The 13,443-nt window shown below is 68.0% G+C and carries 15 protein-coding genes and 1 pseudogene; 11 read left to right on the plus strand and 5 right to left on the minus strand.

From position 1 onward, the window contains the following. Positions 1 to 73: 73 nt before the first annotated feature. Together DQP58_RS05440 and DQP58_RS05445 are read left to right on the plus strand one after the other, a co-directional pair. Positions 74 to 1,462: an MmgE/PrpD family protein gene (locus tag DQP58_RS05440; RefSeq protein WP_112707463.1), complete on the plus strand. Its 1,389-nt coding sequence runs from the start codon at positions 74 to 76 to the stop codon at positions 1,460 to 1,462. Positions 1,463 to 1,529: 67 nt separating this feature from the next. Continuing rightward, positions 1,530 to 2,294 carry a DUF2127 domain-containing protein gene (locus DQP58_RS05445; RefSeq protein WP_112707485.1) on the plus strand — a complete coding sequence of 255 codons (765 nt, stop codon included), beginning with the start codon at positions 1,530 to 1,532 and terminating at the stop codon, positions 2,292 to 2,294. A 14-nt stretch (positions 2,295 to 2,308) separates the two neighbouring features. On the opposite strand, the gene DQP58_RS05450 is transcribed toward DQP58_RS05445, so the two are convergent. Then, complete coding sequence (locus tag DQP58_RS05450) at positions 2,309 to 2,923, minus strand: PaaI family thioesterase (RefSeq protein ID WP_112707464.1); 615 nt, start codon at positions 2,921 to 2,923, stop codon at positions 2,309 to 2,311. A 92-nt stretch (positions 2,924 to 3,015) separates the two neighbouring features. Here DQP58_RS05450 and DQP58_RS05455 point away from each other — a divergent pair, with 92 nt between their 5' ends. The 3 genes from DQP58_RS05455 to DQP58_RS05460 all read left to right on the plus strand — a co-directional run bounded on the left by DQP58_RS05455 (position 3,016) and on the right by DQP58_RS05460 (position 4,817). Next, complete coding sequence (locus tag DQP58_RS05455; protein ID WP_112707465.1) at positions 3,016 to 3,861, plus strand: SDR family oxidoreductase; 846 nt, start codon at positions 3,016 to 3,018, stop codon at positions 3,859 to 3,861. A gap of 154 nt (positions 3,862 to 4,015) precedes the next feature. After that, entirely contained in the window at positions 4,016 to 4,177 is a 162-nt protein-coding gene (locus DQP58_RS26735) for a hypothetical protein (protein ID WP_165827801.1), read from the plus strand. A gap of 28 nt (positions 4,178 to 4,205) precedes the next feature. Further along, positions 4,206 to 4,817, plus strand: coding sequence for a class I SAM-dependent methyltransferase (locus DQP58_RS05460; RefSeq protein ID WP_112707466.1), 612 nt, complete (start codon positions 4,206 to 4,208; stop codon positions 4,815 to 4,817). Here DQP58_RS05460 and DQP58_RS05465 read toward each other — a convergent pair. After that, a complete protein-coding gene (locus tag DQP58_RS05465; RefSeq protein ID WP_112707486.1) occupies positions 4,752 to 5,342 on the minus strand; it encodes a CGNR zinc finger domain-containing protein in 591 nt (196 codons plus the stop codon). The two genes, DQP58_RS05460 and DQP58_RS05465, sit on opposite strands and share 66 nt — an antisense overlap. A 148-nt stretch (positions 5,343 to 5,490) precedes the next feature. Between DQP58_RS05465 and DQP58_RS05470 the strand changes: the two genes are divergently transcribed. Beyond that, the gene (locus DQP58_RS05470) at positions 5,491 to 6,186 is read left to right on the plus strand and encodes an SDR family oxidoreductase (RefSeq protein WP_112707467.1); all 696 of its coding nucleotides are present in this window, start codon (positions 5,491 to 5,493) and stop codon (positions 6,184 to 6,186) included. 253 nt (positions 6,187 to 6,439) lie between these two features. Then, on the plus strand, positions 6,440 to 6,889 hold the full coding sequence (locus DQP58_RS05475) for an SRPBCC family protein (RefSeq protein ID WP_112707468.1): 450 nt from the start codon (positions 6,440 to 6,442) through the stop codon (positions 6,887 to 6,889). 33 nt (positions 6,890 to 6,922) lie between these two features. On the opposite strand, the gene DQP58_RS05480 is transcribed toward DQP58_RS05475, so the two are convergent. The 3 genes from DQP58_RS05480 to DQP58_RS05490 all read right to left on the minus strand — a co-directional run bounded on the left by DQP58_RS05480 (position 6,923) and on the right by DQP58_RS05490 (position 9,826). Beyond that, the gene (locus DQP58_RS05480) at positions 6,923 to 7,669 is read right to left on the minus strand and encodes a methyltransferase domain-containing protein (RefSeq protein ID WP_112707469.1); all 747 of its coding nucleotides are present in this window, start codon (positions 7,667 to 7,669) and stop codon (positions 6,923 to 6,925) included. Between the two features lie 134 nt (positions 7,670 to 7,803). Further along, on the minus strand, positions 7,804 to 9,180 hold the full coding sequence (locus DQP58_RS05485) for an adenylate/guanylate cyclase domain-containing protein (RefSeq protein WP_112707470.1): 1,377 nt from the start codon (positions 9,178 to 9,180) through the stop codon (positions 7,804 to 7,806). Positions 9,181 to 9,220: 40 nt separating this feature from the next. Then, on the minus strand, positions 9,221 to 9,826 hold the full coding sequence (locus tag DQP58_RS05490; protein ID WP_112707487.1) for a TetR/AcrR family transcriptional regulator: 606 nt from the start codon (positions 9,824 to 9,826) through the stop codon (positions 9,221 to 9,223). Positions 9,827 to 10,019: 193 nt separating this feature from the next. Between DQP58_RS05490 and DQP58_RS05495 the strand changes: the two genes are divergently transcribed. From DQP58_RS05495 to DQP58_RS05510, 4 genes and pseudogenes are all read left to right on the plus strand, one after another. After that, on the plus strand, positions 10,020 to 10,979 hold the full coding sequence (locus tag DQP58_RS05495) for an oxygenase MpaB family protein (protein WP_112707488.1): 960 nt from the start codon (positions 10,020 to 10,022) through the stop codon (positions 10,977 to 10,979). A 161-nt stretch (positions 10,980 to 11,140) separates the two neighbouring features. Next, positions 11,141 to 11,905, plus strand: a complete 765-nt coding sequence (locus DQP58_RS05500; protein ID WP_112707471.1) for an SDR family oxidoreductase — start codon at positions 11,141 to 11,143, stop codon at positions 11,903 to 11,905. Positions 11,906 to 12,040: 135 nt separating this feature from the next. After that, a complete protein-coding gene (locus tag DQP58_RS05505; RefSeq protein WP_112707472.1) occupies positions 12,041 to 13,135 on the plus strand; it encodes an AMP-binding protein in 1,095 nt (364 codons plus the stop codon). 2 nt (positions 13,136 to 13,137) lie between these two features. Next, positions 13,138 to 13,443: pseudogene (locus tag DQP58_RS05510) on the plus strand (aldehyde dehydrogenase); the annotation flags it as partial.

Genomic DNA, 13,443 nt, shown 5'->3' on the forward strand with positions numbered 1-13,443 from the left:
CGCCGCCTCGGCGCGGGGCTTCACTTAAGGGTGTAGAGCGAAGGGGCGAAAAGTGGTGGCACATAACTACGTTGTGGACGAGCTGGCGGATTTCGTCGTCGGTGCCCGGCCGGGGGACCTGACCGGGCGGCCGCGGGCGCTGATGAAACGCAACCTGCTCGACAGCATCGCGTGCGCCGTCGGTGCCCTGGACGGCGAGCTGATCCCCACGATCCGCGACCACGCCGCCCAGTTCGGTGGCGCCCCCACGGCCACCCTGGTCGGCGGCGGACGCGCCTCGGTGGACCAGGCCGCGTTCTTCAACGCGGTGCTGGTGCGCTACCCCGATCTGCTCGACACCTATCTCACGGTGGGTGGGCTCTGCCATCCCGCCGATAATGTCGGTGCACTGCTGGCCGTGGCCGAGCACACCGGCGCCGGCGGAGCCGACTTCCTGCTCGCGCTGGCGGTCGCATACGAGATCCAATGCCGTTTCAGCGCACAGGTTCCCGTGATGGCCCGCGGACTCAACCACGCGCTGCAGCTGGCGATGTCGGTCGCGGCGGGTAGCGCGAAGCTGTTGGGGCTGAGCGCCGAGCAGACCGCCAACGCCATCGCCGCCGCGGCGGCCGACAACGTGTCACTGGCGACGGTGCACTCCGAGCCGGTTTCGAATTGGAAGGGCATCTCGCCGGCCATCACCGGGATGCGCGCCGTGTACACGACGATGCTGGCCGCGCGTGGCATCACCGGACCCAAGTCGCTCTTCGAGGGCCCACACGGGTTGGTGCAACTCTTCGATCAGCCAATCGATCTGCACACCGCCGACCGGAGTCTCAGCTGTGTGGGGCAGACCTACCTGAAGCAATACTGCTCGCTCATCCACGGCCAGGTCGTCATCGACGCGATTCTCGCCGTGCGCAGTGAGCACGGTCTGCGCGGCGCGGATGTCGCGCGGGTGGTCCTCGAGGTCTTTCAGGGCGCCTACGACTTCGCCGGCGGAGGAGCCTACGGCGACAAGGACCACCCGACCACCAAGGAGCAGGCCGATTACAACCTCAAATACCTGACCGCGGTCGCCCTGCTCGACGGCGGCGTCGGCCCCGAACAGCTTGAGAACAACCGCGTTTCGCGAAGCGACGTCACCGACCTGTTGTCCAGGGTGCAGGTCGTTCCGGCGGCCGACCTGACCGCGGACTATCCGCAACGCACGGCGGCGCGGGTACACGTGATCACGCACGACGGTCGCCAATTCAGCCGCGAGCAGTCGGATTACGAGGGATCGCCCACCCGTCCAATGTCCTGGGACCGCGTGGTGGACAAGTTCGGCTGGCTCGCCGAACCGTTCTGCGACGAGCCGCTGCGCGACGAGATCGTCGCGGCGGTGGCCCGGCTCGACGATCTCGAGGTCACCGAACTCACCGGGTTGCTGGGGTCGGTGCCTCCCACGCCGCGGCGCGCGCGCAGTAGGCCGCGTTTCTGACACCCTCCTGACATGCGGTGCGCGCGCCCCCTTGCGTGGCCGACCGCGCGCCATGAATGATCCGGCCATGGGTAAAGAACACGGCCGCAACCGCTGGGAGCTGGTCACCTGCGCGGTTGCCGGTCACGTCACCTACGCGCCCGACGAGAAGTCCCTCGCCGACCGGCTGAGCGGCAGTACCGGGCTGGGTGAGGTGTGGCGCTGCCTGCGGTGCGGCGAATTCACCGTCGGCGAGCCACACGGGCACGGTCGCGCCGAAGACGCACCGATGATCATGCGCGGCAAGGCTTTACGACAGGCCATCATCATCCGCATCCTGGCGGTCGAACGCCTGCTGCGGGCGGTGGTGATCGCGCTGGCGGCCTACGCGGTGTGGAAGTTCCGCGGAGCGCGCGGTGCCATCCAGGCCACCCTCGATCGCGACCTGCCCATCTTTCGCACCGCCGGCTTCAAGGTCGACCAGATGACCATCGTGCACGAACTGGAAAAGGCGCTGGCGGCCAAGCCGTCCACCCTGGCGCTGCTGACCCTGATGCTGGCCGGTTATGCGCTGCTCGAGGTCGTCGAAGGGGTGGGCCTGTGGCTGCTGAAACGCTGGGGCGAATACTTCGCGGTGATAGCCACCTCGGTGTTCTTGCCCCTCGAGATCCACGACCTGGCCAAGGGCATCACCATGACCCGGCTGGTGACCTTCACCATCAATGTCGCCGCGGTGATCTACCTACTGATCTCGAAGCGGCTGTTCGGGTTGCGCGGCGGGCGGAAGGCATACGACGAGGAACGACGCGGGGAGCAGCTGCTCGACGTCGAACGGGCCGCGGCCGGAACCTGAGCGAGGCCCGACGGTTACGCCGGTGGCTGCTTGGGGTGGATGAAAACGCCCTCGGCCTCGACGGTGACGCCCTGATCGTCGGCCAGCTGGCCGACGGCGAAAATCTTGACCCCGTCGACGCGATCGACGCGAGCCTCCGCGCGCAGTGGCCTGCCCAGCGCGGTGGGCCGGCGATAGCGCAGGGTCAGCGTGCCGGTGTAGGCGGGCCTGTTGGGCTGGTGGGCCGTCGCCCCGAGCACGTGGTCGAGCACCAGGGCGCAGACGCCGCCGTGCACGGTACCCGGTGGGCCTTCGTAGGCGGCGCCGAGCACGAATTCCGACCACACCAGTCCGTCGGGATCGTGATGGATGACCAGCGGTGGGGCCACCGGGTTTCGCAGACCCACCACGGCGTTGCCCCATGCGATGGTCTGGCCGTCGGGGGTTCGGTGCACACCAAACGGCCCGGGTAGCAGCGCATCGCTCAATTCGTCTGTCGCACTGTCGATCCTGGCGATGGCAGCCGCCACCGCCGCGGGCCCGGCTTCGGTGCGGATGCTGATGTCGAGGAGTCGGCGGACCGATTCGGCCAGCGGCGCGTAAACCGACTCGAGCTGGCTGAAATCGATGCAGGGCGTGGGGTCATGCATCCTGGCAACTTAACAGTGCGTCCGCTGGGTGGGCCGTGGCCCGCCGGTGTGCCCGGGTCACCGGGCATACTGCGCTGGGAACGGAGGAGTCAATGGGGACCTACGCGATAACCGGGTCGGCTTCCGGGATGGGCCGCGAGACGGCGCAGCGCCTTCGAGACAACGGGCACACCGTCATCGGCGTCGACATCAAGGATGCCGATGTCGTGGCCGACCTGTCGACGCCCGACGGGCGCACGGCGGCCGCCGAATGCGTCCTGGCGTCCTCGGGCAACAGGCTGGACGGCGCCGTGCTGGCGGCCGGGTTGGGTCCGGGCCGCGGCCGGGATCGCGTCCGCCAGATCGCTGCGGTCAATTACTTCGGGGTGGTCGACCTACTCGTCGCCTGGCGTGCGGCGCTGGCCGCCACCGACCGCGCGAAGGTTGTTGTGGTGGCCAGCAATTCGGCGACGACGATGCCCGCGGTGCCGCGTCGGGCCGTCAAAGCGTTGCTGGCACATGATGCCGATAAGGCGTGGCGGGCGGTGCGGCTACTGGGCCCAGCGGCGCCGACCATGATGTATGGCGCCTCGAAGATCGCGGTCAGCCGCTGGGTGCGGCGACACGCGACCTCACCGGAGTGGGCCGGGTCGGGCGTGCGGCTGAATGGCCTGTCGCCGGGCGCGATCATGACACCTCTTCTGCAGGAACAACTCTCGGATCCGAGGCAGGCCAAGGCCGTCCGGTCGTTTCCGGTGCCGGTGGGCGGCTTCGGTGACGCAGGGCACATGGCCGAGTGGATGTGCTTCATGCTGTCCGATGCAGCCGATTTCCTGTGCGGCAGTGTAGTATTCGTGGACGGCGGTACCGACGCGTATTTCCGCCCCGACGACTGGCCCAAGGCTGTGCCGGCGCACCGATTGCTCGGGTATTTGCGCCGGTTCAAGGGTTTTCATTAGGGGAACTGTTGCGTGTCTTTCCTCGCGCCCCGCGTGTGCCGTAGACCACAGAACGGCTTTTCGTGGCGTTTACCGCGGCGCGGCGCCCCCGTAAAACGGCTGCGGTGCAATTGAATGAGACGGCGCACAGGCCGAAAGAACAAAGGAACAGACGGTGGCCACACTTCCAGCCTGGGTCAGCCAGGCTCCCGCGACTTTCGACGTGGTCGCGCCCCTGAAACGCGCCTCCGGCGCCTGGCAGGCCATGCTCAAAACCACCCGACGGCCAGCCGCCGTGGGCCCACGGTTGATGTCCCGGGGCGTCGAACGCTGTTGACGGCCCGGTCAGGCAGACTGGGTCGACAGTGGATGACTACGCGAAGCACCAGGATTACTGGAACCACAACAGCGCCTATCACCCGTGGCTGGTTGGCATCGCCTCGCGGCAGCGCGGCGACGTTTTGGACGTCGGATGCGGCGACGGGCTGCTGGCTCAGCGATTAGCCGCGGTGTCGCGCAGCGTCGTCGGGATCGATGCGGATCCGACATCGGTGAGGCGCGCCGCGCAGCGATTGCAGCCGATCGCGAACGCCTCGGCGCAACTGCGGCGTTTCGAAGAGTTCGAGCCGGGCGAGGCTTCCTTCGACCTGATCACGTTCGTCGCCAGCCTGCATCACCTGCCGCTGGGCGACACCTTGCAGAAGGCGCGTCAAATGCTGCGGCCCGCTGGGCAATTGGCGGTGGTGGGACTGTCCGCCAACAAGAGCGTTGCCGACTGGCTGTGGGCCGGTCTCAGCACGCCGGTGGCGCGCGTCGGCTCATTGCTGCACCGGGAAACCCGAGACATCGGCGTCGCCGTCGCCGACCCCGACGAGGGCCTCGGCGAGATCCGGCGGGCAGTCACCGATGCGCTACCCGGAGCCCGCATCCGGCGCGGCGTTTACTACCGCTACCGACTGCTCTGGCGCAACGCCTGATTGCAGCGCGCGTTCGCGTTCGCGCCGGCGCGCCCGGGAGGCCCGCAGATTGACAGCGTTGCCGCACGTCTTGACGTCATGCCAGACCCCGCTGTTGTTTTTCGAGCGGTCGTAGAACGTCGAGCCGCACCGGTGGTTGTGGCAGCGCTTGATCCGCCGCCAGGTGCCGGCTTGCTGGCTCAGCAGGATCTCGCCCCACAGCGCCGATGCCAGCCAACGCCAACCGCCGCCATGGGGATCCAGGCGCACCTCACCGGCATCGGACATCGCGAAAGACGCGGCGACACCGTCGGCGCCAGGAGATCGCGGTTGTTCGCCGGCGACGAGTTGCTCGATGGTGGCCCGCAGCGCGCGAAGTTTGGCCAGGTCTGCTTCACCCATCTCGGGTGGCGACAGGTGCACGCCGCGCGCGGACGACCACGCTCGCACGGCGGCCGTTGCCCAGTCGGCGGCGAGGTGCGGGTCGGCCAGCAGGTCCGGCCCGTAGCCGTCGACGGCCCGCGTGTTGAGGAAGTCCTGGACCAGGCCCAGGCCGCCGGGAGCGCCCGCGCAACCGTATCGCTGTGACGCAACCCACGGAGAAGACATAAGCAAAGAATACTTGACTATGTCGTACCGAGCAATTAGCTTGACACAATCAAAGTGTTTTTGCCTAAGTCAAAGGAGCAGGATCATGGTCAACGTCAAGGGGTCGACGGTAGTGGTCACCGGCGGGCAGCGCGGGTTGGGCAAGGCCATCGTGGCCGAGTTACTGGACCGGGGCGCGGCGAAGGTCTACGCCACGGCCCGGGTGCCGCAGCCCAGCCAGGACCCCCGGGTGGTCAGCGTCGAATTGGACGTCACCAAGCCGGATTCGGTTGCCGCGCTGGCCGCGAGCGCGGCTGACGCCGACATCGTCATCAACAACGCCGGAGTCCTCGGCGCCAGGACGCTGCTCGACAGCGACATCGACGAGGTGCGAGCGGTCTTCGAGACGAACTACTTCGGCGCGCTGCGGGTGGCCAAGGCGTTCGCCCCGATCCTGGCCGGCAACGGCGGCGGTGCGCTGGTCGACATCGCCTCGATCCTGTCCTGGATGCCCGGCTCCGGCGGGTACGGCGACTCCAAGGCCGCACTGTGGTCGACGACGAACTCGCTGCGCATCGAACTCGAGAAGCAGGGCACCCTGGTCGTCGCCGCGCACCTCAGCTTCACCGACACCGAGATGGCCGCCGGCTTCGAAGCACGCAAGAACGACCCGCGCCAGGTGGCCCGGGCGATCGTCGACGGCATCGAGCGCGACGACGCGGAGGTGCTGGCCGACGACGACACCCGCTACGTCAAATCGGCACTGTCCGGACCCGTCGAGGCGCTGCCCCGGATGGGGTGAACTGCGGGCACGAAGGTCTGTCCGAAGGCAGATTCCCGTGGTGTGACGGTCGGGCAAGCGGGCCCTCGCGGTGGCTCCGCTTCGTTCGGAGCCCAAAAACTGGGCTCTCTGCACTTCGGACAGACCGCCGGGTTGTCCCGGCACCGCTTACCGTCGCATCCGGCCGTCGCATTCGGCGACGGCCAGAGGTCCCCAAACGCCGCGGCCCAAGGTCACCGGCGCGCCGACCGGCCGCACGTGTTTGGATAGCGATATGTCCGATACCGAACGCATCGTGAGCGCCACCCGCGTGATGTCGGCCAATGCGGCGCGCATTTTCGAACTGATCGCCGATCCGTCCCGCCAGCCGAGCTGGGACGGCAACGGCAATCTGGCGTCGTCTGCCTCCGGTCGTGTGCATCGAGTGGGTGACGTGTTCAAGACGAGGCTGACCAACGGCGCGGTGCGCGAAAACCACGTCACCGAGTTCGTCGAGGGCAGTGTAATAGCTTGGCGCCCAGCAGAACCCGGCAAGCAGCCACCGGGGCACCTGTGGCGCTGGGAGCTGAGCCCGGTCAATGCCGAACTCACCACGGTGACGCACACCTACGACTGGACGGCGCTGACCGACGCGACCCGCCTCGAGCGCGCCCGCGCGACGACGGCGGAGATGTTGCGCGAATCCATGGACCGACTCGCCGTGCTGGCCCAGTCGCCGGACTAGGTCCGCGCGCCGCCATCGAAAACTCTCGGCGCGTCAGCCCAACTTGGCGCGCACCCACTGGAACGTCCCGAGGGTCTTCACCCGCACACTGGCAAAGCCGTTGTTCTCCAACGCATCCCCGATCTCGTCGTCGTCGAACGCGTGCGCCCCGACGTTGGGCAGCATCCGCCAATACCGGGCCAGGCGCCCGGCGGTGGGCACCATGACGGCCAGCCTGCCACCGGGGCGCAGCACGCGCGCGATCTCGGCGAGCGCGTCGGCCGGATTCGGAACCAACTGCAGCACGGCGGTCGACACCGCCACGTCAATGGTGCTGTCGCGCAACGGAAGTCGCTGTGCGTCGGCCTTGAGGAAGCCGACCTGCGGCCCGGCCTCGTTGCGGACCGCGCGGGCCAGCATGGGCTCGGAGATGTCGACGCCGAGGGCCAGCCCCTGCGGACCGGCGGCACGGGCCAGCGAGGCGGTGACGTTGCCCGGCCCCGATCCGACGTCCAGCGCGATACCGCCCTGCGGGACGTCCAACCATTGCAGCGGCAGTTGCCATGCGCTGATCCAGCGCCGAGAAAGCGCTTGGGCGTTGTCGTAGAGCAGCGACCCGATCGGTGAGGCCCACGCCGCCTGGATGGGGCCGGTGTTCCGTTCGACGGCGCCGCCGGCGGCCGCGCCGGGGCTGAGCAGGTCGAGATAGCCCCGGCTCACGTCGGGATCGGCCGGCGGATCGATGAGCAGGTCCAGCGCACGCCGCAGGGCGGGCGGCAGCGAGATGTGCACGTCGGTCATGCGTACTCCTTCGGTCAAATACCAAGCCGGACGCCAGAAATCGAACGCAAAGCCGGGATGCTGCTCCGGTGAGTCCCCGTCCGCAGCCTACGCCCGGGGCCCCGGCGCTTCGACCGCCGCGATTTGTGGGCCGGTTACCGCCGGACGACGGCGTGCTCGCGGACCAGGGCATACAGCCGCCAGTACCCGGGCACGCCCTTGAGCGCGGTCTCGCCGCGGTCGCCGAACCGGTGCCGCGAGCCGGCCACGATGTCGCGCAGCGTGGACGACACCAGCACTTCGCTGGGTGCCGCGAGCGCGGCCACCCGCGCACCGATGTGGACGGCCATGCCCGCGACGTCCGCGCCGCGCACCTCGACCTCGCCGGCGTGAATGCCGACCCGCACCTCGATGCCCAGCACACGAACGGCGTCCACGATGGCGTCGGCGCAGGCGATCGCCGCGCTGGGGCTGGTGAACGTGGCGACGAATCCGTCACCGGCCGTGTTGACTTCGCGACCGCCGAAGCGCTGCAGTTCGTGGCGCACGATCCTGTCGTGGTTGTCCAGCAGGTCGCGCCAGCGGTGGTCGCCGAGAGCGGCGGCGCGCTCGGTGGAGCCGACGATGTCGGTGAACATGATGGTGGTGAGCAGCCGCTCGGCGTCGGAACCGCCGCGGACTCCGGTGATGAACTCTTCGATCTCGTCCAGCATCGGGCCGGTGTCGCCGACCCAGTAAAGGGAATCCTGTCCGGGCAGTTCGACGAGACGCGAGCCGGCGATGCGCTCGGCGAGGTAGTGCGCATGCTCGACGGGGCTAAAGGCGGGGTTGTCGCGGTGGACGATCAGCGTCGGCACGGCGACGCGCGGCAGCCTGTCGCGGACATCGCCCTCCCGGACCTTGTTGATGAACGCACGGGCCATGCTGGGTGAGGCGGCCCGGTTGCCGGCCATGTCCCACCACGAGCGGAACGCGTCGTCGTGCGCGACGCTGGGGGCGATGATGCCGAGCATGTCGAAGCCCTGCTCGACGGCGTCCGGCTCCATTCCAACCGACGTGAATCGCTCGGCGGCGTCGAGTTCGGCGCCGATGGGGTAGTCCGGGCCCCGCAGCGTGCGCGCCGCGCCGTTGGCTATGACGAGGCTGTTCACCCGATCGGAGTGGTCGGCCGCGAGAACCAGACCGGCCAGCGAGGTGAAACCCGGAGCGAAGATCGTGGCTTTCTCGCAACCGACCGCATTCATCACGGCGAGCGCATCCTGCGCCCACGACTCCGGACCGAGCATGTCCAGCGAGGGAACCCGGGAGGACAGGCCGATGCCGCGCTGATCGAAGCGGATCACCCGGCAGAACGACGCGAGCCGGCGATGAAAGCGGTACATCGAGGGCTCGAGGTCGACGCAGTCGATCGGGATCAGCGGGCCCGGCAGCATGAGCAGGTCCATCGGGCCATCGCCGAAGACCTGATAGGCGATGTCGATCTCGCCGCAACTGGCGTACCGAGTCCGCGGCGCCGCAGAACTCCCAGCCACGGTTCAAGGCTAGTTCAGGCCGCCGACAATTCGAGGCCCATTACCGGGACCGCTCGCCGCCGATGATCGGCACCAGATAGCGCGCGGCGTAGTCGCGAACCGCCGCCGGATCCGACGTGTCGAGCCGGTCGGTGGGGAAGACGATGATGCCCAAGGCGACGCGAAGCAGGATGTCGGCGATGTTGTCCAGGTCGGCCTCGGCCAGCTCGGCGCCGCAACGCCGCAGGGTGTGGGCGATCCCGTCGGCGAACTGGCGAATCGGAAAGGCCTGCGACCGGGAGAACATGCCGAACAGTTCGGGTTCGCTCTCGGCGATCCGCGAGTACAGCGCGGAGTCCTGTACCAGGCGTACCCCGAGCGCGAAGGCCTCGACGACCGCCTGTTGCGGGTCACAGCCGGTGGTGGCCTGGTCCAGCGTGCTGAAGAACCGGCCGGCTTCGCGCCGCACCACGTGGGCGAACAGGTTCTCCTTCGTCGGGAAGCGACGGTAGATGGTGCTGCGGCTGACCCCGGCGCGGGCGGCGACATCGTCGATATTGGCCCGACGCACGCCGTAGGTCTCGAACACGCTGCGCGCGGTGTCCAAGATGGTGCGGTCGAGATCGGTGAGCGCCTCGGCGGTGGCAAAGCCCGGATCGGACTGCATGATTGGCGGCATCGTATCAACTCCTCGGCATGGTTCACGGCCGACTTTTCCGGCGCCAAGACCTGCCTGGGATGTGCGACGGCGACGCGCGCTTGCTAGTGTACGAGGCGTTTTGAAACAAAGATACGTCTTTGTGTCACTGATTCACACCCCGGTTGCCGTCGCGCGGCGCGGGTACGGCGAGGAGGTGGGCATGACCGCCCAAAACGACGAACTGGCCGCGGCAAGTGCGGGGGCGCGTTTCGATACGGGCGTCCGCGAGGCGATGCCGATGCCCGTCGACGACGAGATCGCCGACGCCGCCCCGCGGTTGGGGCCGGACTCATTGATCTGGAAGTTCTACGGCGACGTCCGCACCCAGCTGTTCGGGTTCCAGCGCACCGCCGGCGTGGAGAATTGCATCGAGCAGCTCGCCCAGGGCGTGCTGGACCACTCCGTCATCTTCAGCGACACGCTCGGCCGGGCCAAGCGGACCGCCCCGCCCCTGATGAACACCGTCTACTCCGACGAACCGCACGAGTGGGGCCGCAAGGTGCGGGACTTTCACAAGACGATCAAGGGCACGGTCAGCGACGGCTCGCGCTATCACGCGCTGAATCCTGAGCTGTTCTACTGGGCGCACGCCAGCTTCGTCGACCAGATCATCTACAACACCGACATGTTCATTCGGAGGCTGAGCCACGCCGAGAAGGAACAGATCTTCAACGAGGGCAAACTCTGGTACAGCCTCTATGGCGTCAGCGACCGTGGCCAACCGCAGACCTACGACGACTTCCTGGCCTACTGGGACGAGATGCTCGACCGGTTCGTCCCCCACAAGACGGTGCTGTACGGGACCGGTTACATCCGCAAGGGCATCCCGGGCCCGCGCCGGATCCCCAAGCCGGTGTGGAAAGCCCTCTCGGCTCCGCTGAATGCCTACACCCGGCTGGTCGTGGTCGGAACGCTTCCGCCGCAGATGCGCGAGGTGTGCCAACTGCGGTGGGATGCCAAGAAGGAGAAGCGCTTTCAGCGCGTCGCCGCGGCCATCCGCGCGCTCAACCCGCTGTTGAACCGACTTCCCGTCCGGGTGCTCTACACGAGCTGGGCGGCCGACGCGTGGGACCGCGCGGGCGTCGACCCGCGCCGGCTGCACAACCGCCCGGCCGCGTAACCCGGTCTGGTGGCGCGGCATCGTCGCGGCGATATCGGTGACACCGCCCCTGCGGATGAGGCAAGGTGGTTAGCCGGCTGCGCATTGGGGCATTCCGCTACGTCGGCTCAGTGGGCCGGTCGATCGAGCCGTTGGCAAGGGCGACCCGAAGGAGAACCGCGATGCAGATGACGGGCAATACCGTTCTGGTCACCGGCGGTGGCAGCGGAATCGGCCGAGGTCTGGCCGAATCCTTCCACCGGTTGGGCAACCAGGTGATCATCGCCGCCCGCCGCAGCGACCGGTTGCGAGCCGTCGCCGAGGCCAACCCGGGCATCCAGACGCTGTCGCTCGATCAGGGGGACGCCGCCGATATCCGCCGGTTCGCCACCCAGCTGACCGACCACTATCCGGACCTCAACGTGCTGGTCAACAATGCCGGCATTCAACGGGTCGAGGACCTCACCACCGGCAACGTCGGCCTGGCCGAGCAGTCGGTGGCCATCAACCTGCTGGGCCCCCTCCGGCTGACCTCGGCCCTGCTGCCCGCGCTGCTGCGCAAGCCGCACGCCACCATTCTCAACGTCACTTCCGGCCTGGCCTTCATGCCCAGCGCGCTCACCCCGAGCTACTGCGCCTCCAAGGCGGCGCTGCACTCCTACACCGAATCGCTGCGCTTCCAGTTGCGCGGCACTTCGGTGCAGGTGATCGAGGTCATCCCGCCGCACGTGCAGACCGCGCTGCAGGGCGAGCGGGGATTCGATCCTCGGGCGATGCCGCTGGAGGACTACATCACCGAGACCATCACCCTGTTGCAGACGCAGCCGCAGGCCAAGGAGATCGTGGTGGAGCGCGCCAAGATGTTCCGGTTCGCCGAGCGCGACGGCACGTACGACGACATCTATCCCCGCTTCAACGAGACGATTACCGCCATGTTCGGCGGCTAGGCGGGGCGGTTCCGCTGAACACCGCGTGCACGCAGATGAAAATCCTTGTGAAATAAGCGGATAAGACGATACGGCCGCGGCCGCGGGCGCCCGTCGTCCTTGGCGGCACGGTCCTGATGCGAGAGTATCGAGGGCATGGCCGCAGTCGATTTCTCGTTGTTGGACGTCCCGCGGGCGGCACCCGTGGCAGACGCCGAGGCCTACCTGCGGGCGGCGATGGCCTGGCACTTCGGCGAGGGCACCGGTTCACCTTTCTGGCTGCGGGCCGCCCGCACGTTGAACTTCAACCCGCTGACCGACGTCAACACCTTCGCCGACCTACAACTGTTCCCCAACCTGGTCAACGAATTACGCAGTGTCCCAGTGGAAGACCTCATTCCGCGCGGTTACGGGCCCCGGCCACCGGTGCCCCTGGTCTTCGAATCAGGGGGCACCACCGGCGTCCCGAAACGCACTGTGCAGCTGCCGGATTGGGTCGCACAGGTAGTCGAATGGCAAACCGAGGACTTCGCCGCGGGCGGCTTCCGGCGGGGCCACGGCTTTCTGTGTGTGATGCCGAGCGGTCCGCACGGCGTCGGCTACTTCTCCCGGCTGGTGTCGCAGCGGCTCGGCTCCGTCGTCCACGCAATCGATATCGATCCCCGCTGGGTGAAAAAGCTCGCCGCGCGCGGGGCGGCAACTGAGGTGGCGGCCTACGTCGACCACGTTGTCGAGCAGGCGGTCTTCGTGTTGCAGACACAGTCCGTGGCCAACCTGCACACCACCCCGCCGCTGCTGGAGGCGATCGCCCGCAACGATCGGGTGGTCGACCTGGTCAACGACAAGATCCGCTACCTGCTGCTCAGCGGGTCGCACGTGGACGCCGACACCCTCGACCTGCTGCGCGACATCTTTCCCGCGACGACCATCGCCATGGCGTTCGGCAGCACCATGGTGCTGTCGCAGGCGGTCACCCGGACCGGCGACAACGACTGCTTCGTCTTCGATCCGCGCACCCCGTATGTGGTGTTCTGGGTGGTCGATCCCGACACCGGGGAGCGGGTGCCCCACGGGCGTCCGGGTCAGGTGGTGATGCACCACATCAGCAAGGGCATGTTCATACCGAACAACCTGGAGCGCGACCTGGCGATCAGGATGCCCGGACCGGCGGGCGATCTCAGCGATTCGGTCAGCGAGGTGCGGCCGGTGTCCACCTTCGAGGGTGAGGCCGTCATCGAGGGCGTGTACTGAGCGTGGCCGGTGACAGTGGCTGTGCGGCAACCGGTTTGGTGGCACTCGACGCCCTCGGTGCGGATGGCGACTACCGGACCCGCAAACGCGAGTTGGTCACCACCACCGCCGGTGCCGCGGTCGCGGAGCTGAGCCTGGTTCCGCCGCTGTACGTTTCGCGGACGCTGGGCGCGCAGCGCAGGGCCGCACCGCTGCCCGTTGCCCGGCGGGAGGCCGCGCTCTCTCGGGCCGCCGGCATCTTCGCCGACGGTGTCATCGCGGGGCTGGATTTCGAGACCTATGTGGCGTTGGCCGCCCGGATTTCGGGC

The sequence above is a fragment of the Mycobacterium colombiense genome (genome assembly GCF_003284975.1).
Lineage (GTDB): Bacteria > Actinomycetota > Actinomycetes > Mycobacteriales > Mycobacteriaceae > Mycobacterium > Mycobacterium europaeum_A.